Annotated in this window: 14 protein-coding genes; 8 read left to right on the top strand and 6 right to left on the bottom strand. The window is 63.7% G+C overall.

Annotation, left to right across the window (positions count from 1 at the left end):
* Nucleotides 1-2 precede the first annotated feature (2 nt).
* The 3 genes from QY325_04165 to QY325_04155 are packed head-to-tail and all read right to left on the bottom strand — an operon-like array spanning nt 3 to nt 3,265.
* Complete coding sequence (locus QY325_04165) at nt 3-1,964, bottom strand: ExeM/NucH family extracellular endonuclease (GenBank protein WKZ67125.1); 1,962 nt, start codon at nt 1,962-1,964, stop codon at nt 3-5.
* 50 nt (nt 1,965-2,014) lie between these two features.
* The gene (locus QY325_04160; GenBank protein WKZ67124.1) at nt 2,015-2,905 is read right to left on the bottom strand and encodes a bifunctional 5,10-methylenetetrahydrofolate dehydrogenase/5,10-methenyltetrahydrofolate cyclohydrolase; all 891 of its coding nucleotides are present in this window, start codon (nt 2,903-2,905) and stop codon (nt 2,015-2,017) included.
* 45 nt (nt 2,906-2,950) lie between these two features.
* Entirely contained in the window at nt 2,951-3,265 is a 315-nt protein-coding gene (locus tag QY325_04155; protein ID WKZ67123.1) for a hypothetical protein, read from the bottom strand.
* 124 nt (nt 3,266-3,389) lie between these two features.
* Between QY325_04155 and QY325_04150 the strand changes: the two genes are divergently transcribed.
* Entirely contained in the window at nt 3,390-3,980 is a 591-nt protein-coding gene (locus tag QY325_04150; GenBank protein ID WKZ67122.1) for a fused MFS/spermidine synthase, read from the top strand.
* A gap of 168 nt (nt 3,981-4,148) precedes the next feature.
* A complete protein-coding gene (locus QY325_04145) occupies nt 4,149-8,846 on the top strand; it encodes a gliding motility-associated C-terminal domain-containing protein (protein WKZ67121.1) in 4,698 nt (1,565 codons plus the stop codon).
* Here the strand turns inward: QY325_04145 and QY325_04140 are convergent, their stop codons facing one another.
* Complete coding sequence (locus tag QY325_04140; GenBank protein WKZ67120.1) at nt 8,847-10,976, bottom strand: WG repeat-containing protein; 2,130 nt, start codon at nt 10,974-10,976, stop codon at nt 8,847-8,849.
* A 73-nt stretch (nt 10,977-11,049) separates the two neighbouring features.
* On the opposite strand from QY325_04140, the gene QY325_04135 reads away from it, so the two are divergent.
* Nucleotides 11,050-13,332 (top strand): MMPL family transporter, encoded by a 2,283-nt coding sequence (locus tag QY325_04135; GenBank protein ID WKZ67119.1) that lies wholly within the window; start codon nt 11,050-11,052, stop codon nt 13,330-13,332.
* 43 nt (nt 13,333-13,375) lie between these two features.
* Here QY325_04135 and QY325_04130 read toward each other — a convergent pair whose 3' ends face one another.
* Nucleotides 13,376-14,098, bottom strand: coding sequence for a hypothetical protein (locus tag QY325_04130; GenBank protein WKZ67118.1), 723 nt, complete (start codon nt 14,096-14,098; stop codon nt 13,376-13,378).
* Between the two features lie 116 nt (nt 14,099-14,214).
* On the opposite strand from QY325_04130, the gene trmD reads away from it, so the two are divergent.
* The 5 genes from trmD to QY325_04105 all read left to right on the top strand — a co-directional run bounded on the left by trmD (nt 14,215) and on the right by QY325_04105 (nt 17,774).
* Nucleotides 14,215-14,922 (top strand): tRNA (guanosine(37)-N1)-methyltransferase TrmD, encoded by a 708-nt coding sequence (gene trmD, locus QY325_04125; GenBank protein ID WKZ67117.1) that lies wholly within the window; start codon nt 14,215-14,217, stop codon nt 14,920-14,922.
* 89 nt (nt 14,923-15,011) lie between these two features.
* Entirely contained in the window at nt 15,012-15,380 is a 369-nt protein-coding gene (gene rplS / locus QY325_04120) for a 50S ribosomal protein L19 (GenBank protein WKZ67116.1), read from the top strand.
* A gap of 88 nt (nt 15,381-15,468) precedes the next feature.
* Nucleotides 15,469-16,470, top strand: a complete 1,002-nt coding sequence (locus QY325_04115) for a glycosyltransferase family 9 protein (GenBank protein ID WKZ67115.1) — start codon at nt 15,469-15,471, stop codon at nt 16,468-16,470.
* Nucleotides 16,467-17,246: a 2-(1,2-epoxy-1,2-dihydrophenyl)acetyl-CoA isomerase PaaG gene (gene paaG, locus QY325_04110; protein WKZ67114.1), complete on the top strand. Its 780-nt coding sequence runs from the start codon at nt 16,467-16,469 to the stop codon at nt 17,244-17,246. Before QY325_04115 ends, paaG begins: the two co-directional genes overlap by 4 nt.
* Nucleotides 17,247-17,423: 177 nt before the next feature.
* Nucleotides 17,424-17,774 carry a DUF3276 family protein gene (locus QY325_04105; GenBank protein ID WKZ67113.1) on the top strand — a complete coding sequence of 117 codons (351 nt, stop codon included), beginning with the start codon at nt 17,424-17,426 and terminating at the stop codon, nt 17,772-17,774.
* On the opposite strand, the gene QY325_04100 is transcribed toward QY325_04105, so the two are convergent.
* Entirely contained in the window at nt 17,775-18,185 is a 411-nt protein-coding gene (locus QY325_04100; GenBank protein ID WKZ67112.1) for a nucleoside triphosphate pyrophosphohydrolase family protein, read from the bottom strand.
* Nucleotides 18,186-18,222: the final 37 nt, after the last annotated feature.

Below are 18,222 nucleotides of genomic sequence, written 5' to 3'. Positions count from 1 at the left end.
AGTCAGGGCGACACGAAGCGTCCCAAGGCCGTGCCACTTCCTACGGCGGTCCTGCAGCGCCACACATAGGCTCCTGCCGACAAACCGGAGAGCCGGACCCGGCGTTGATGCCCCTGCGCCTGGCTGGGTAGGATCACCGCTCGGCCCGCGGCATCGTAGACTTCGAGCGTGAAAGGCTCATCGCCCTCCCACTCCGCTAGCCCCTGGATGCCGTCGAACCGGAATCGCACGATGGGCGCCTCGGGGTTAGCCGGTATACCGGTCGGTATCATGGCAGCATCTATGCTCACGACCACGGGGTCATGGTCGCTGCTCCGGAACGGACCGGACTGGAACAAGGCCGAGCTCCTGTAATCCAGTGCGGGCGGCTCGTCGCTATTGATGTTCCACGGGGCGGCGCCGGTGATCGCACCGGCCATCTCCGACGTGCCATACGCATGATCCAGTGAGCCGAAGCGGTCGCCGAACCGATAGGTCCACGGCTGCGGCAGCGCACTGATGAGATCGACGTAGCCATTCGCCCGGAGCAGGTCCATGGGGTCCTCCTGGTCGTATGCATTGAAGTCGCCCACGATGAGCTGCGATGCGATGAAGGTGTTGGCCCGCAAGCCCGACCAATGGCCCATGAGCTCCTGTACCTGTGACCGGCGCAGTGCATTATAGCAGCCCTGACCATCGCCTTGGTCCAAGTTGCCTCCGAAAGCATCGTTGCAGAGCTTGCTGCGGAGGTGCGCAGTGCTGATAAGGAAGCGGCCGCCCGTGGCATTCACTTGGAACCCTTGGGTCAGGTGTGCCCGCTGGAACGTGGGCGTATTGATGGCGAATGTGGCGGTGACCGCTGTGAGGACGGATGGCTTGTAAAAGATGACCGACCGGGTATACGACCCGGGTGCTTCATGATCGATGCCGCTGTAGGTGCCCGCACCGACGGCGCTGTTGAGCCCGGTGAGCAGATCCTGCCAAGCAGCGGAGTTGTTCTCCATCTCGCAGAGGACGATTGCATCTGCATTGAGGGCTTGCAGGGCCGCGACGAGCTTGGTCCGCTGACGGGCAAGTTCCGACGGGGACTGGGCACCGCTGGACCCGAGCGTCGTGAAGTAGTTCCGCACGTTCCAAGAGGCCACGCGCAGTCCCCCTCCCACTGATGGTGCCGTAGGGCGTAACGCGTGCTGGAACGGCACCGTACCGGTCGGTTGGATACGATACGCGGAGAAGGCATAGTGCATCACGCCCGTGAGCCCGGTGATCGAACTGCCGCACCGGACAGTGCCTTCTGGACCGAGGAATGGGAGCGGATCGGGGTAGGAATCGGTCATCCCGTCATCGAGCAGGATGGCGCTCCTCGCCTGCAAATCCACCGCGGCATTGACGGCGGCCACATTGATGCCCCCTGTGCTGGTTGTGCCGCTGGCCACAGGGTCGTTGGGATCGATGGTCTCGGTGGGGTGATACAGGCGGGAGGGTGCCAAGGTCAGCTCGCCGTACTGGGCCCAATCGTCGTTGCCGTTCACGATCAGCGGCTGGGGGAACCGGAGGAGCATGCCCTCGAATCGCTCCCAGTCATTCACGGATGGAATGGGCAGACTCACGTCCGTAGGCGCAACAGAACCCGAACCGACCACGGTGATTCCCGTTACGCTCGCGATCTCCGTTAGGCCCTGGAATTCCACCACCGTGCCGCTCACGCTGACGCGCTGGCCCGGGACAACTGGGATGGCGCCCGGCTGATAGACGAAGATGCCATTGCTGGTCTGGTTGTCCGCATCGCAGCCTGGATCCTCCATGAAGAAGCCCTGGAGCGACCCGGAGCCGGGAAACACAGCGGTGACGATGCCCACTGCGGTAATGGTTTGGCCCGCCATCGGGCTGCTGGCGCCGTTGCCTTGGATGGAGCAGATCGGCGTCTGCCCGCTGGATGGAACCGCGGCCAGGAGAAGGCCCGGGACAACGAGCAATCGAAGCATGCCGCAAAGGACGGGGGTTCCGACGAAACGCCGATGAGCCTGAGCCGAGGCTATCGCGCAGCCTTCAAGGTGTTGAGCAGCAGGCTGGTGATGGTCATGGGGCCCACCCCTCCCGGAACGGGAGAGATCCATGCGCACTTGGGCGCCACCTCATCGAATCGTACATCGCCCACCAATCTGAACCCCGAAGCGCGGCTCTCGTCCTTGATGCGATGGATTCCCACATCGACCACCACGGCGCCTTCCTTCACCATGGCCGCGCCGATCATTCCGGGCTTTCCCGCGGCCACGATGAGTATGTCGGCCTGCCGGGTGATGGAAGACAGGTCGCGGGTCCGGCTATGAGCCAAGGTCACCGTGCAATTGCCAGGCTCGGCATTCCGGCTCATCAGGATGCTCATCGGTGTCCCCACGATGTGGCTGCGCCCCACCACCACGCAATGCCGGCCATCGGTCTCGATGCCAAAGTGCTTCAGCAGTTCGCAGACCCCGCTGGGTGTAGCGGGCAGGAACCCGTCGTGCCCGAGCACCATGTTGCCGATGTTCACGGGATGAAAGCCGTCCACATCCTTCTCGGGCCGAATAGCCAATGTGATCCGGTCAGCTGAAATGTGCTTGGGAAGGGGCAGCTGAACGATGAAGCCATCCAGTCCCGGATCCTGATTCAGCCCCTGGATCCGTTCCAAGAGCTCCGCTTCGGTGGTGCTTCCGGGCAGCTGCACCAAAGTGCTGCGGAAGCCAACGGCAGCGCAGGCTTTCACCTTGGCCTCCACGTACGTCCTGCTGGCACCGTCCTCGCCCACGAGCACAGCGGCCAGATGCGGGGCCCTGCCCCTCCTGGCCGTCACCGCTGCGGCCTCATGGGCGATGACACCCTTGAGCGCCTCGCTGCAGGCACGGCCATCCAGCAGCTGAAATGATCCAATGCCCTTTGCCTTCACGGTGCGGAAGGTATGCGCGGCGAGCGGATCCGCGATGCCGGATGATCAGCTCTTCGGTCGGCGCAGCGTCCAGACATAGAGGTGCACCCCCTTGTCCAGCGCCACCACATCCTGGCTCAGCACCTGCCAGCCTTGGCCCTCCAAGTCCTGCACCTCTTTGAAGAAGGAGAGCATGTCCAGTTCGCGCTTTCCCATGTGCACGGTCTTCAGGTCGATGACCTTGGAAGGCGCTGCCGTGCTGAACACGCCCAGCTTGCGAATGCCCGGTGAGAATTCGACCGATGCATACTCATGGACCGTCTGCGCGGCACCGGCCGTGGCTAAGGCAAGCAGCAGGGCGAGCACCAGAAGCTTCTTCATGCCGCTAAGATCGTCTGGGCCGGCGGTGCTGCGCACCATGCTGCATGATCCGCACCTTTGATGCATGCGAAGGCCTTGGTCCAAGTGGCTCAGTTGGGCATGGCCCATACCCGTGGCAGAGCGGATGGGCAAGCATGGACCGCTGGAGGTGCGTTATGAGGCCGGCCAGCTCGTCCTCAACAGTCCCAGCGGAAACCAATCGTTCGGGAGCCTGCATCGGGTGTGGCAGTCCGTCTTCAACCGGCTGAACCTGAAGGATTCGCCCCCGCAGAATGTACTGCTGCTCGGCTTGGGGGGCGGCAGCGTGGCACGCATCCTCCGGCAAGAACTCCGAGTGGCGGCACCGATTACGGCCGTGGAAATCGACCCGGCGATGGTGGAACTGGCCCAGCGGTACTTCCAATTGGATGCCATCACGGGGCTAAGAATCATCCAAGGGGACGCGATAATCCAAGCCCATGGACTGACCGGACGGTTCGACCTGGTGGTGGTGGACCTCTTCGCGGACCTTGATCTTGCGAATGGGGTGGATACAATGGGTTTCGCCCACGCGCTCCGCAATCGGTGCGAGGGCGTACTGTGCTTCAACACAGTGGCTTACAATGGTCCAAGCCGGCGCCGTTGCGACAAGGTGAAGGCGAACCTTGAGCGGGTCTTCACTTCGGTGGACGAATGGCGGCTGGAAGGCGTCAATAGGGTGTTCATCGCCCGCTGAATGCAGTTCGCCAAGATTCGCCGAGGAGTACCCGAATGGCCCGACCTTTGTGAACCGGCGCTCAGAATGAATCGACCGAAGCTCAGCGGATTACAGTGGCTGTTATGGGGAGCCGTTCCGCTCCTTTTCGGAATTCCACCCGCTTCGGCCCAGGTTTGCTCCATTGATTTGGGGCCCGATACGACCATCTGCGACGGCCAGACCGCGCAGCTGCAAGGGCCTCCGGGATTCCCGTCCTACGCATGGAGCACCGGGGCTTCGAGCCAGAACATCACCGTTTCAACGGCCGGCACCTACACCTGCCAGGTGAGCTACCCGACGGGCAATCTGGCAGTGAATGGCAACTTCAGTGCGGGCAACACGGGATTTTCCTCCATGTTCAACTACACGTTGCCATTGACCACGGATGGCAACTACTGGATCGGATCAAATGCGAACACCTTCCACAATCAATGGAGCGGGACAGGGAACGGCCCGTTCCTGATGGTGAATGCCGGATGGATGCATCCCGGCTTCCGGTTCTGGTGCCAGACAATCAGCGTTTGCCCAGGCCAGACCTATACGATGACCTTCCGGGCCGCGTCACTGGCCGGCCAGGGGAATCCGACCTTGGCGGTGTTCGTGAACAACGTGTGGACCGGCGTGGACTTCATCACCCCAGGTGCACAGGGGGTTTGGCAGACCTTCAGCACCACTTGGACAGCACCGGCAGGCATCACCTCGGCTGATTTCTGCGTGCAGGTATCCTCTGGCCACGGAATCGGCAATGATTTCGGCTTCGATGATGTCTCCATTTCAGCGAACGTGGTGCTTACGGACCAAGTGGATGTCTTCGTCACCCCCCTCCCGGCGGTCGACTTGGGGCCCGACCAAACCCTTTGCACCGGGCAGTCGGTGGTTCTGGATGCCACCCTGCCAGGTGCCACGTACGCGTGGCAGGACGGCAGCACGAACGCCACGTACACGGTAAGCGCTCCCGGCACCTACGATGTAACCGTCTCGGCCAACGGGTGCTCCGCGTCAGACCTCGTCGATATCGCTTACAATCCCACCCCCGTGGTGGATCTGGGGCCGGACCAGACACTTTGCTCCGGTCAAAGTACCGGCTTCGATGCCACCACGCCCGGAGCCACCTACCTGTGGATGGATGGAAGCACGGGGTCAACCCATGGCGTGGATGCCCCCGGTATCTACGGCGTAACGGTTACGGTGAACGGCTGCTCGGCCTACGATGAGGCCGAAGTCACCTACAATCCCACGCCGAACGTCGACCTGGGGCAGGACCAGTCCATCTGCGAGGGGGACCTCCTTTTCCTGGATGCCACGCTGCCGGGAGCCTCCTACCTCTGGAGCGACGGTTCCACGGATCCGGTGCTGACCGTGGGCGCCCCAGGGACCTATGGGGTCACGGTTGACCTCAACGGATGCAGCGCCTCCGATGCGGTGAATGTGGACGTGACCCCGCTTCCCGTGGTGGATATCGGGCCTGATCAGACCATCTGCCCCGGCGAGACCATTACGCTGGACGCTGCGGTACCCGGGGCTACCTACCTCTGGAGCAATGGCGCCACCTCCTCGGCGATCACGGTTGGCACCCCAGGTGTCTATGCCGTTGAGGTGACCGTCAATGGCTGCACCACAGTCGATGTGATGACGCTAGGTAACCACGCCCTGCCCGTTTTCAACCTGGGCCCGGATCAGATTATCTGCGAAGGAGAGCTGACCATATTCAGCACCAACGTCCCTGGCGCCACCTACCTCTGGAATACAGGGGCAACCGCGAGCAGCCTGCAAACCGGTGCGGCCGGGACCTATTGGCTGGACGTCACCACGAATGGCTGCACGGTGCGTGATACCATCATGCTCGCGGTAACTCCCCTTCCCTCGGTCGATTTGGGCAGCGACTTCAGTCTCTGCCCCGGGGAACAGGCCATACTCGATGCTACCGCTCCAGGGGCCACCTACCTGTGGAACACCGGCAATACGGGGCCAACCCTCCTGGCGGGCACCGGCGCATACAGCGTGGAGGTGACGGTGAACGGCTGCTCGGCGGATGACGCCATCGTCATCGGCGCCCACCCCTCCGCCCAAGTCGATCTAGGTGGCGACCTGGTCCTCTGTCCCGGCGACCAAGTGCTCCTGGATGTGACCCAAGCCGGAGCGGCTTACCTATGGCAGGACGGCAGCACGGGTCCGACTTACCAGGTGGGGTCCGCCGGAATTGTCGCCGTTGAACTGACCGACGCGAATGGCTGCCAGGCAACGGACGCAATCACCGTGACCGTGACTTCCCCTACCCCTGTGAACCTCGGCCCAGACGCCGTGATCTGCAACGGGGACCTGCTCGTGCTGGATGCCACCATAGCCGGGGCATCAAGCTACCTCTGGAGCACGGGTGCGCAGACCGCGACGATCACCATAGGCAATCCCGGCAGCTATTCGGTGACGGTGACGCAGGGTACCTGTACGGTGAGCGACGCCATTCAGATCTCCACCGTGGCTGCACCGATCGTGGACCTGGGGCCCGACCAGACCCTCTGCACGGGAGAGACCCTCACCCTCGACGCGAACTCGCCGTCCGCGAGCTACCAATGGAGCACGGGGGAGACCACTCCCTCAATCGAGATCACGCAGGGAGGTGCCTACAGCGTGGTGGTCACCAATGCCGCCGGATGCACGGCGACCGATGCAATCACCGTGGTGGAAGCCACGCCCGATGCCATCGACCTTGGACCCGACCTGGCCATCTGCGATGGCCAGCAGGTCGTTCTGGACGCTATGCTTCCGGGAGCCATCTATTCCTGGAGCACGGGCGCCACATCGGGCAGCATCACCGTAGGGACCTCGGGCATCTACTGGGTTGAGGCGACCCAAGGCAACTGCACGGTGAGCGACACCCTCACCGTGCTGGTTAATCCGTCCCCGACCGTCGACCTCGGGCCTGACCTGACACTCTGTTCAGGCGAGCCGGTGGTGCTGGACGGCAGCTTCCCTGGCGCGACATACCTGTGGAGTACAGGCGATGCATCCCCTACCCTCCAAGTCAGTGCTGCCGGCACCTACAGTGTGACCGTCGACCTGAACGGATGCACCAGCACGGATGCTGTGGACGTGCAAGTGGTAACGCCTGCAGCCTTCGACCTCGGGCCGGATGTTCAGCTGTGCGCAGGCAACCAGGTGGTCTTCGCTCTGGGAATTCCCGGCGCTACCTACGACTGGAGCACCGGGGCCTCGACCAGCACCATCAACGTCGCCACGAGCTCAACCGTTTGGGTTGTGGTGACCCAAGGGCCTTGCGTGGCCACGGACACCGTGATCGTCAGCGTGCTCGACCCCGGGGCCATTGAACTGGGCCCGAGCATTGCGGCATGCGCCGGCGACCAAGTGGTGCTGGACGCCACCCTTCCGAATGCAGCCTACAGCTGGAATACGGGGGCGACCACGGCCCAGCTGACGGTCACCGAGAGCGGTACATACGAGGTCACCGCGACAGTGGGGCCGTGCACCGTTACGGATGCGGTGGAGGTCACGATCCAGCCCCTGCCGGTGGTGGAGATCGGCGGCAACCAGTCCATCTGCCCGGGCGCTTCGGCCAGTTTCAATGCCACCCTTCCGGGAGCCACCTACCTGTGGCACGACGGAAGCACCGCCTCTACCTACACCACCGATGAAGCGGAGGCAGTGAGCGTGACCGTCACCATCAATGGGTGCAGCAGCACCGACCAGGCCGTGGTGGAGGCCCTTCCCTCCCCCATTGCTGATCTGGGCCCTGATACCACCCTCTGCGCCGGTGCATCGCTGCTGTTGAGTGCGGCCCAAGCGGGAGCCACCTACCTCTGGAGCGATGGCACCACAGGCCCCGCACTCCTGGTGGATGAAGCAGGCGCATACTCGGTGTCCGTGAACCTGAATGGGTGCGAAGCTTTCGATGACCTGTTCGTGGGCATCTTCAACCCCAGCGACCTGGACCTTGGGGCGGACCAGACGCTTTGCCCCGGTGAGTCAGTGGCTCTGGCCACCGGCCTGCCCGGTGAGCACCAGTGGAGCACCGGGGCCACGGCGCCCTCCATCGTGGTGAATGCCTCGGGATCCTATTGGGTCAATGTGGAGGAGGCCGCGTGCTTCGCTACGGATACCGTTGTGGTGACCGTGGTGCCCCTTCCCCTACCTGACCTCGGCGCTCCGCTCACCCTTTGCGCGGGGGATTCCGCAGTGCTAAGGGTGGAGGCAGGCGGTGCGGATATCCTGTGGAGCACAGGGGCGGCCTCCGACTCCATCGTGGTTTCCCAGACGGGCAACTACGGCGTGGTCCTTAGCCTTATGGGTTGCATGGCCACGGATGCCGTTGCCGTTGCGGTCCTGGAGCGCGTTGAATCGGTAAGCCTCGGAACGGACAGTACGCTATGTCCCGACGCTCCACTCGTGCTCTCCACCGGGCTCCCATCCGCGCAGCACGCTTGGAGCACGGGCGAGTCCTCTCCGACCATCGCGGTCACATCGCCCGGCACCTACGTAGTGCAGGTGACAGGCCCCTGCATCGATGCCGAGGCCTCGATCACGGTCACTGAGGGCATCTGCGGTCCCTACATCCATGTCCCCAACACCTTCACGCCCAACGGGGACGGCCGCAATGATCTGTTCCAAGTGGTGTATGACGGCCCGAACCGCGACTTCTCCCTGGACATCTTCAACCGTTGGGGGGAGCGCATCGCGGCACTGACGGACCCCGCGATGACCTGGGATGGCACCTCCGGCGGGACTGCTGTTCCGGACGGTGTCTATGTCTGGAAGCTGCGGTTCCGGGCGCGTACGGATGCCGGCGCACAAGCGGAGGAGCGCATCGGCCATGTCACGGTTCTGCGGTGATCAGGGCCCGTCGAATCCCTCCTCCTTCCAGATGACACGCCCGTCGGTGAGGCGGATGTAGGCAAAGCGGTCCTTCCGCTCGACCCGGGCGATGTCGGCGCGCTCCAATCGCACGCCATCGAACACCAAGGGAACGACCGGTTTGCCCGTGCGGTCGATGATCCCCACCCCCGTTCCCGCAGTGGCTTGCCAATGGCCATGGCCCACGGGAGCCAGCGCCACATACAGCGGCGGCACCACCTCCTTCGCTGTGCTGTCGATGAGACCGTAGAGGTCGCCGAGCCGGATCCGTGCCACACCGGAACGCATCTCGCCGGCCTGGTCGTAGCGGTTGTCGACGATTACCTGGCCTTTGCGGTCCGCATAGCCCCATCGGGCCTTGCGCTTCACCGGAACCAGAGGCCCGGTGGCCGGCCCGATGTCCGTGAATCCGCATGGGAATACGCGTTCATTGCGCGCGTTGATCAGGCATCGCTTCCCGGCCACCTGGACCTCCGCGAGCCCCTCCTCGAAATCGCCCCAGCCCGCCACGCCATCGGGCGCCTCGAACTCCACAGGTATCCGGATGGCGCCGGAGGCATCGATGTAGCCGCACTTGCGGCCTTCCACCACGAGCGCCAAGCTGTCGCGGAAAGGGCCGATGTGGTCGTACCGCAGCGGTGCAAGCAGGTCGCCGAAGGGGCTCACCAGGCCCACCTTGCCATCCTTGCGCACGCGGCTCACCGGGCCCTCGAATCCCTCCACCCAGTCGTACTCCGCGGGGACCACGGTGTTCCCACGGCTGTCGATGGCGCCGAAGTATCCATCCAATTCAACGACGGCAAGGCCATTCCGAAAGGTGCCGCCAGAGGCGAAACGGAAAGGGATCACCTCCTCGCCGCGGGCATTGATGTATCCGTATCGGCCGTCGCGCGCAGCATAGGCCAGGCCGCCGCTGAATTCGCCCACATCCTCGAACACCATCGGCACCGCGAGGTCGCCATTGGCATCCACAGCCCCCACGCGGCCCGAGCGCTCGACCGTACTGGTGCCTTCCACCGGCTCGGTGATCTCATCGTACTCAATGGGCACCACCACGCGGCCCGACCGATTGATGCTGCCGGCCCTGCCGTCGTCGCCCACCAAGGCCTGGGGACCTTGGAACGGCTCGGCCCATTCATATACGGCCTTGATACGCTCGGTGCCATCCTCATCGATGTAGCCCCACTTCCCCTCGCGCCGGAAAGGCAGCAGGAATAGGCTGGCGGTCCTGTAATCATCCACCAGTTCCTCGACGAAAGGATACTCCGGGAAATCCTGCAGGAAACGGGTAATGGTATTGGTGCTCAGGTTGCGGGTGTACTGCTCGTAGATCGCGCGCCAAGCATCATTCACCCGGCGGTTCCGCGGGTTGGCCCGAATGAATGCCGCATACTCCGCGACGAGGCGTCCCGGCGTGGAGAGGCGGTATACTTCATCCTCCGCCTGGTGCACATAGGGACTCTCCGGATGCGCTTCGATGAATGCCTTGAAGGACTCCAGGTTGCCATCGGCGGTGGACTCCCGGTAGATGGCCTGGTTCAACCGGGTACGGGCCTCGTACACCTCGCGGGCGTGCGGGTACCTGTTCAGGAAGGCCTGGTAGCCGGATGCGGAATTCGCCTCGCGCGCCGCTTGGAAGGCCAGGTGATCGCGCACGAGCGTGGCCTCCGCGATGAAGGGGCTCTGGACATAGGACTGGATGTAGCGGTCGTAGGCGGCGATGGTGTTGGTGCTGCGCGCCACCTCCCAGCCAAGGCGGAAAGCATGGGTCTTCTGCGCCTCAACGGCGGCATGGTCCACCCCCACCCGGCCGACGCGCTTGCGCTCCTTGTCCGGCGCCACGGTGAATGCCGCATCGGCGCGCATGATGTAAGCGTAGCATGAGTCGATGTCGTGAAAGGGGTTGTTCGCCCGTCCGGCGATGATGCTGAGCCCGTACCATGCCGCTGACGGGTGCTTTCGGACCTGCTTCCGGAGGATCTGCCGGGCCAGGAAGTAGTTGTGCTCCTCGAGCGCCGCAAAGGCTTTCTCCAAGGGGCCTGCGAACACTGCGAGGCTGACGGACGTTGCGGCGAGGACCATCCACGCGCGCAGGCTTGAGGAACGCATCGACCGCGAAAGTACCCCCGCCTTCCGCGGGGGTGACCCACCTTTGCCCGCCTGCATCGACCAGCCACTGTTGATGGACCAACGCATCGACCGCATCGCGCGCCTGCTGACACGGAGGAATGCGTGGTTCGCCCTCCTGCTGTTGGCGGTCGTCTCAGGGCTCTCCGGATGGGCGCTGCGCTCCGTCCGCCTCGACCATGACTTCGAGCGGTTCTTCCCCACCGATGACCCGGAGCTGGACCGGTATATGGCATTCAGGGAGCGGTTCGGCGGCGACAACGACTTCCTGCTCATCGGCGCATCGCATCCCGTCTCCGTCTTCGATCAATCATTCCTCCGTCGATTCGATCGGCTGGCGGACACTCTCGCCGTTCTTCCGCATGTCCGGTCGGTCTCTTCTCCCACCAACCTTTCCGAGCCGCGGATCACGCCCGTAGGGGTCTTCCAAGTGCCGTGGCTGAGGCTCGAAGCGGACAGCCTTCTGCGCGCCGATTCTGCGAGGCTCTGGCAGGACCCCTTGATCCGTGACACCTACTTCGCAGCGGATGGCAGGGCGATGCTCCTCGTGCTCCAAGCGGAGCCCGGATTGAGCAAGGTGCGGAGCGACGAGGCGCTGCTAGCCATCCAAGGCGCTGTCGACAGGTCGGGTCTGGGGAATGTCCGCATGGGCGGGCGCCTGCACGGACAGTACTGGTACATCCAGAAGATGCAGCGTGAGCTGGTGGTATTCTTCTCCGTATCCGTCCTATTGCTCGCTGTATTCCTGGCCATCGGCTTCCGTTCATGGTGGGGGGTGCTGGTGCCGATCGCGGTGGTAGGCCTTTCGGTGCTCTGGCAGGTGGGATTCATGACCATGCTCGGCAGGCCGCTGACGGTCCTCACCATGCTGCTCCCCACCATCCTCTTCGTGGTGGGCATGAGCGATGTGGTGCATATCCTGCAGCGCTACCTGGAGGCCCTGCGGAACGGGCATCCGAAGGAGCGGGCCTTGGCGATCACCTACTACGAGGTGGGCTTGGCCACCTTCCTCACTTCCCTGACCACCGCCATCGGCTTCGCCACGCTCAATACCAGCGGCATCCAACCGGTAAGGGAGTTCGGGGTCTACACGGCAATTGGGGTCTTCGTGGCCTTCCTCCTGGCCTTCACACTGCTTCCTGCGCTGCTGCTGCTGGTTCCGACTCCGGTGCGTGCGGGCGAAGGCCAGCATGCAGCCATGTGGTACAGGCCGCTCCATGGACTTTTCCGGTGGGTGCTGAGGCATGGCCGTCGAATCGCATGGTCCAGCCTGGCAGCCGCCCTTGTCGCAATCCCGCTGATCCTGCAGATGAAGGTGGACAACCACCTGTTGGAGGACTGGCCGGATGATGATCCGCAGAAACAGGACTACTTCTGGTTCGAACAGCATTTCGGCGGCGTACGCCCCTTCGAGCTTGAGGTTACCGTATCGGATGGCAGCATCTGGGACCTGGCGGCATTGCGTGAGATTGAGCGCGTGGAGGCCTACCTCAGGGCTGCCTATGGGGTCAGTGCGGTGCTGTCGCCCGTCACGGTCATCAAGTCCATGAACAAGGCGATGAATGGCGGGTCCCCCGCGCATTTCGCGCTGCCAGCCAGCGATGCGGAAGCCCGGCGCCTTCAGCGCATGGCCCGGGCAGCGCTCGGGCCGAGGGCGCTGCTCGGGCTGGTCGACAGCACCGGCCACCATGCCCGACTCTCGGGGCGGGTGCGCGATGAGGGCGGGCATGTATTCCGGGGACGCAACGCCGAGCTCAATGCCTTCCTGAGCGGATCCCTACGGGTGACCCAGGCCGCACAGACGGGAATGGCCTACCTCATCGACCGGAACAACGAGAAGCTTAGCGGGCAGCTGCTCAGCGGACTCTCCATGGCCTTCGTCCTCATCGCAGGCATCATGGCCTGGGTGTTCCGCGATGCGCGCATGACCATGGTGGCACTCATCCCGAATGTGCTGCCCTTGCTGCTCGTGGCCGCTGCGATGGCCCTGGCGGGAATCGCCATCAAGGTGAGCACGGCGATCATCTTCACCATCGCGTTCGGCATCGCCGTTGATGACACCATCCACCTGCTGGGCAAGCTGCGGATCGAACTGCTGAAGGGCCGCAGCGTTCCCTTGGCCATGAAGCGCTCCTTCCTCTCATCGGGGAAGGCCGTGGTGATCACCAGCATCATGCTGTGCTCGGGCTTCGTTTCCCTGGTGTTCTCCGGCTTCGCGAGCGTGTTCTACATGGGCCTGCTGGTAAGTCTCACCCTGGCCTTCGCACTGGCCGCAGACCTGCTGCTCCTTCCCTTGCTGGTGATTCGGCTCATCCGGCCACGGCGAGGCATCCGGTAAGCAAAGGAGCCGCCCTAAGGCGGCTCCCAGCGCATTCGCGTTCCTAGAGGCTCTCCCAGAGGCCTTTGAAATCGGGCTCCTCCATGAAGTGGTCCTTGCCCTTGGCCGCGTACTGCTTCGCCCGGTCGCGCTGGCCCTTGGAGACCAGATAGTCCGCATAGCGGATCAGCGCGTTCTTGAGGAGCGTCCTCTGGTCCTTGGGCAGGGTGCCGATGTCACCGGCGGCAGCCAGGGCCTTGTCGAAGGCCTGCACGCTCAGGTCGCCCTCCTTGTTGAGGTTGCTCTTGTACTGGGAGAGCGCGAGCATGAGCCATGCTCCCGCATTCTCGGGATAGTAGCCCACCATGCCATCGAAGATCTGCTTGGCCTTGCTGATGCCCTTGGGGTCGTCCAGCAGGTTCTCGCCGGCCTGATAGGATACCGTGTTCAGCTCGGCCCAATAGTCCTCGTAATTGGCGAAGAACTCCTTGTCCTTGTCCTTCTTGCGGTACTTCTCGGCCCACTTCACAGCATCGCGCGCGGCCTTCGGGTAGTCGGCTGCGTACTTCTCCTGCTTGCTCATCTCGAACAGGCACATGCTGATGTAGAGGAAGGGCAGCGGGTCCTTCTTGGTGTCGTCGGCGAGGGTGTATCCCTCGGCCTTGAACATGCATTTCTCGTATTTCTCGTCCACGAAGAGCACGAGGAGATCCTCGTAGACATGCTTCTGGGCGGAGGCCCCTGCCGCCAGGAGCCAGAACAGGGCCAGGGTGATCGCTTTCTTCATCGGTATGCTTCTGGGGCGCACTTCGGCAACCACTGTGCCGAAAGGTAGGGCGCTCCACCGAATCCATGCACCGCCGCGCTGCCTCGGCCACCGGAATTTCGCCCTTCCTTTGAGCCATGCGCATCGACATCCTCAGCGCGGTGCCCGACCTGTTGACCAGCTGGTTCGGGGAGAGCATCCTGGAGCGCGCCCGCCGCAAGGGACTGGTGGAAGTGGTGGTGCACGACCTCCGGCGCTGGAGCACCGACAAGCATCGCCGCATCGATGACTACCCCTTCGGCGGCGGCGCCGGAATGGTGATGCAGATCGAGCCCATCCACAGGGCCATCGATCAACTGCGGTCCGAGCGGGCGTATGACGAGGTGATCTACCTCAGCCCCGATGGCCAGCTGCTTGACCAGCCCCTGGCCAATCTGCTCAGCACCAAGGGCAACCTCATCCTGCTGTGCGGCCACTACAAGGGCATCGACGAGCGGGTGCGCCAGCACTTGGTCACCCGGGAGGTGAGCATCGGCGATTTCGTCCTCACCGGTGGCGAATTGGCGGCCGCTGTACTGAGCGATGCCATCATTCGGCTCATCCCCGGCGTCATCGGCGACGAGACCTCCGCGCTGAGCGACAGCTTCCAGGACGGACTGGTGGCGCCGCCGGCCTATACCCGGCCAGCGGACTACCGTGGCTGGAAGGTGCCTGACGTCCTGCTCAGCGGCCATCAGGCGCGCATCGACGCCTGGCGCCACGAACAGGCCGTTGAGCGCACCCGGCGGCGGCGGCCGGATCTGCTCTCCCCGGATGGGGCCAGCCAGGCAGGGAAGGATGCCTGATTTTTTCCGTACTATTGCGGCCCAAAATCCGGGACCGAATGCCCCTGACACCGTCTTGGGCCGCTGGGCAACCCGCTAACACACAGGCCATGGACCGCATCAAGCAACTCGAGAAGGAAATCGCCCCCCTGAAGGCACTGCCCGATTTCAAAGCGGGTGATACCGTTATCGTGCACTACAAGATCGTGGAGGGCAACAAGGAGCGCATCCAGCAATTCCAAGGCGTTGTCATCCAGCGCAAGGGCAGCGGGAGCACCGCCACCTTCACCGTCAGGAAGATCAGCAGCAACGTGGGCGTGGAGCGGATCTTCCCTGTGGCCTCCCCCTTCATCGACAAGATCGACGTGAACAAGCGCGGCGATGTGCGGCGCGCGCGCATCTTCTACCTGCGCGAACGTCGCGGCAAGAGCGCTCGCATCACCGAGAAGCGCCAAGCCGTGACCGCGCCCGCGAAGTAATCCCGACCCTCGACCGGCAGGACCGCCCCGCTTGATGCAGGGCGGTCCTTTTTTCTGCCCCATCCCCGGCCAAGTACCTTTCCCGCCCATGCAGCGCTTCCTGGTGATCCAGACTGCCTTCCTGGGCGATGCCGTGCTGGCCACCGCGCTGCTGGAGAAACTGCATGCGTTCCACCCCGATGCGGCCATCGACCTGGTGGTGCGCAAGGGCAACGAGGGGCTATTCGAGGGGCATCCCTTCCTGCGCAGGCTCCTGGTCTGGGACAAGCGCAAGGGCAAGACGCGCAACCTCTTCCGACTCATCGGCGAACTGCGGCGCGAGCGCTACGACCGCATCATCAACTGCCAGCGCTACCTCAGCACAGGGCTTATAACGGCGCTGGCGCGGGCCGAAGAGCGGGTCGGCTACGACAAGAACCCGCTCAGCCTGCTGTTCTCGCGCCGGGTGAAGCACGTGATCGGTGATGGCCGACATGAGGTGGACAGGCTCAACGCCCTGATCGCGCATTTCACCGATGGGAAGCGGCCCTTGCCCCGGCTCCACCCCACCCCCGAGGCCCGGGAGGAAGCGCAGGCCCAATCGATGGCCACGGGCGCGCCGCGCACAGCGCATGGCCATGTGTGCCTGGCCCCAGCTTCCATCTGGTTCACCAAGCAATGGCCCGAGGCGAAGTGGGCGGAGCTGATGAGGGCCCTCCCCGCCGACCTGCGCCTGCTCCTTATCGGAGCTCCCGGCGACGCCGCGCTCTGCGCCCGCATCGCGAAGGCTGCGGGGCGCGGCGAGGTGCTGGCCGGCCGGCTCTCGCTGCTGGGGACGGCAGCGCTCATGGAAGGCGCCGTCATGAACTACGTGAACGACAGTGCGCCGCTGCACATCGCCAGTGCCATGAATGCCCCCGTGACCGCCATCTTCTGCAGCACGGTACCGGCCTTCGGCTTCGGACCGTTGCGCGGGAATGGCCGTGTGTTGGAGACCGGCGAGCGGCTCGACTGCCGTCCCTGCGGGCTCCATGGGCACAGGGCCTGCCCGAAGGGGCATTTCAAGTGCGCAACCGGCATTCCGATCGATCGCCTCACTTTCGTACCATGACCTACGAGAAACTCCTCTTCACCGCAGCCGACGGCGTGGCCACGCTCTCGTTCAACCGCCCCGACAAGCTCAACAGCTTCGACCGGCAGATGTCGCTTGAAGCGATTGATGCGCTTGACCGATGCGCGAGCGACACCAGCATCCGGGCGGTGCTGATCACCGGTGAAGGCCGAGCCTTCTGCGCAGGGCAGGACCTGGCCGAGGCCATCGCGCCCGGAACCAGGATCGAGGACATCCTCACCACGCAGTACAACCCCATCGTGCGCCGCATCCGCGCGCTGAAGAAGCCCGTGATCGCGGCGGTGAATGGCGTGGCAGCCGGTGCCGGGGCCAACATCGCCTACGCATGCGACCTCACCCTCGCCGGCGAAAGCGCCAACTTCATCCAGAGCTTCATCAACATCGGGCTCATCCCCGATAGCGGCGGCACCTTCACCCTGCCGCGGCTCGTGGGCATGCAGCGCGCATTCGGACAGATGGTCCTCGCGCCCAAAGTGAGCGCCAAGGATGCCGAAGCTCTGGGCATGATCTGGAAGGCCGTGCCCGATTCGGAATTGATGAATGAAGCGACATCGCTGGCGAATCGGCTGGCGGCCATGCCCACCAAAGCCATCGCGCTGACCAAGGAAGCGCTCAACCGCTCGCAAGGCAGCACGCTCGAGGCCCAGCTCGATGTGGAGAACGAACTCCAAAGCATCGCCGGGGCCAGCCACGACTACAATGAGGGCGTGAAGGCCTTCCTCGAGAAGCGGAAGCCCGAATTCAAGGGGGTCTGAGGTAAACCGCGCATGGGAAGGGGCTTTAGGGGGATTCGTTGAGCGGCGGGAGCGCCGCCCCGGAACCGTTTTCGACCGCAGGCGCCAACGCCTCAAGGTCAGCCCATTGCATTTGGAAGTTCCATGGGGGCCTCTATATTTGAAATCGCCCCGTCCATCCCAAACAGGGCCAGTGCCATGCGCGACGATCGTGAAGACGTGTACTCCAAGGCTGTAAGAGCTGGTAAACGAACCTATTTCTTCGACGTGAAGAGCACACGCGGCCGTGACCTCTACCTCACCATCACCGAAAGCAAGAAGCACACGCACGAGGACGGCACCGCGCACTACGACAAGCACAAGATCTTCCTCTACAAGGAGGATTTCGAGAAGTTCATCGATGGGCTGAGCGATGCCATCAGCGAGATCGACCGGCTGAAGGCGACCGGTGAGTACGGTGCCAACGATTCCGGCTCGCGCGAGCAGAACGGCGATGCGCCCCCCTTCACCGATGTGAACTTCGAGGACCTGGACCGGAAGGACATCTGATCACCGGGCGAGCAGCGAGGCGATGTCCGGCTTCGAATAGCCCGGCCCCTTCAGCACCTTGCCGTCCTCGCGATAGATGGGCTTCCCATCGGCGCCGAGCTTGCTCATGTTGCTGCGCTGGATCTCGCGGAAGACCTCGTCGATCTTATGGTCCAGTCCATGCTTGAGCAGCGTACCGCACAGGATATAGAGGATATCCCCCAGCGCATCGGCCACCTCCACGAGGTCGCCGCGCAAGGCTGCATCCAGATACTCCTCATTCTCCTCCCGGATGAGCTTGTAGCGAAGCAGGGCCTCGCGGTCGCCGATGCCGCCGGTGGGGCGATCGGCATTGGGGATGCCGAAGGCATCGTGGAACGCTCGGACATGCTCGGCGGCCTCGGCCAAGGTGAGCGGCTGGCGGTGGTTCATGCGCCGAAGCTATCCCTACGGGTGCAAACAGCGGCTT

The organism is Flavobacteriales bacterium, from assembly GCA_030584065.1.
In the GTDB taxonomy this organism is placed as follows: domain Bacteria; phylum Bacteroidota; class Bacteroidia; order Flavobacteriales_F; family PHOS-HE28; genus PHOS-HE28.
Note: the sequence above shows the minus strand (reverse complement) of the source record. Positions and strands in the feature narration are given on the sequence as shown.

What these genes read in the sequence shown, in the direction of transcription:
- QY325_04155 (WKZ67123.1), bottom strand. Translation starts at nt 3,265, where the DNA reads ATGAAGAAGCTTCTGGTGCTCGCCCTGCTGCTTGCCTTAGCCACGGCC.
- QY325_04105 (WKZ67113.1), top strand. Translation starts at nt 17,424, where the DNA reads ATGCGCGACGATCGTGAAGACGTGTACTCCAAGGCTGTAAGAGCTGGT.
- trmD (WKZ67117.1), top strand. Translation starts at nt 14,215, where the DNA reads ATGCGCATCGACATCCTCAGCGCGGTGCCCGACCTGTTGACCAGCTGG.
- QY325_04140 (WKZ67120.1), bottom strand. Translation starts at nt 10,976, where the DNA reads ATGCGTTCCTCAAGCCTGCGCGCGTGGATGGTCCTCGCCGCAACGTCC.
- QY325_04150 (WKZ67122.1), top strand. Translation starts at nt 3,390, where the DNA reads ATGGGCAAGCATGGACCGCTGGAGGTGCGTTATGAGGCCGGCCAGCTC.
- QY325_04135 (WKZ67119.1), top strand. Translation starts at nt 11,050, where the DNA reads ATGGACCAACGCATCGACCGCATCGCGCGCCTGCTGACACGGAGGAAT.
- QY325_04165 (WKZ67125.1), bottom strand. Translation starts at nt 1,964, where the DNA reads ATGCTTCGATTGCTCGTTGTCCCGGGCCTTCTCCTGGCCGCGGTTCCA.
- QY325_04115 (WKZ67115.1), top strand. Translation starts at nt 15,469, where the DNA reads ATGCAGCGCTTCCTGGTGATCCAGACTGCCTTCCTGGGCGATGCCGTG.
- QY325_04130 (WKZ67118.1), bottom strand. Translation starts at nt 14,098, where the DNA reads ATGAAGAAAGCGATCACCCTGGCCCTGTTCTGGCTCCTGGCGGCAGGG.
- paaG (WKZ67114.1), top strand. Translation starts at nt 16,467, where the DNA reads ATGACCTACGAGAAACTCCTCTTCACCGCAGCCGACGGCGTGGCCACG.
- rplS (WKZ67116.1), top strand. Translation starts at nt 15,012, where the DNA reads ATGGACCGCATCAAGCAACTCGAGAAGGAAATCGCCCCCCTGAAGGCA.
- QY325_04100 (WKZ67112.1), bottom strand. Translation starts at nt 18,185, where the DNA reads ATGAACCACCGCCAGCCGCTCACCTTGGCCGAGGCCGCCGAGCATGTC.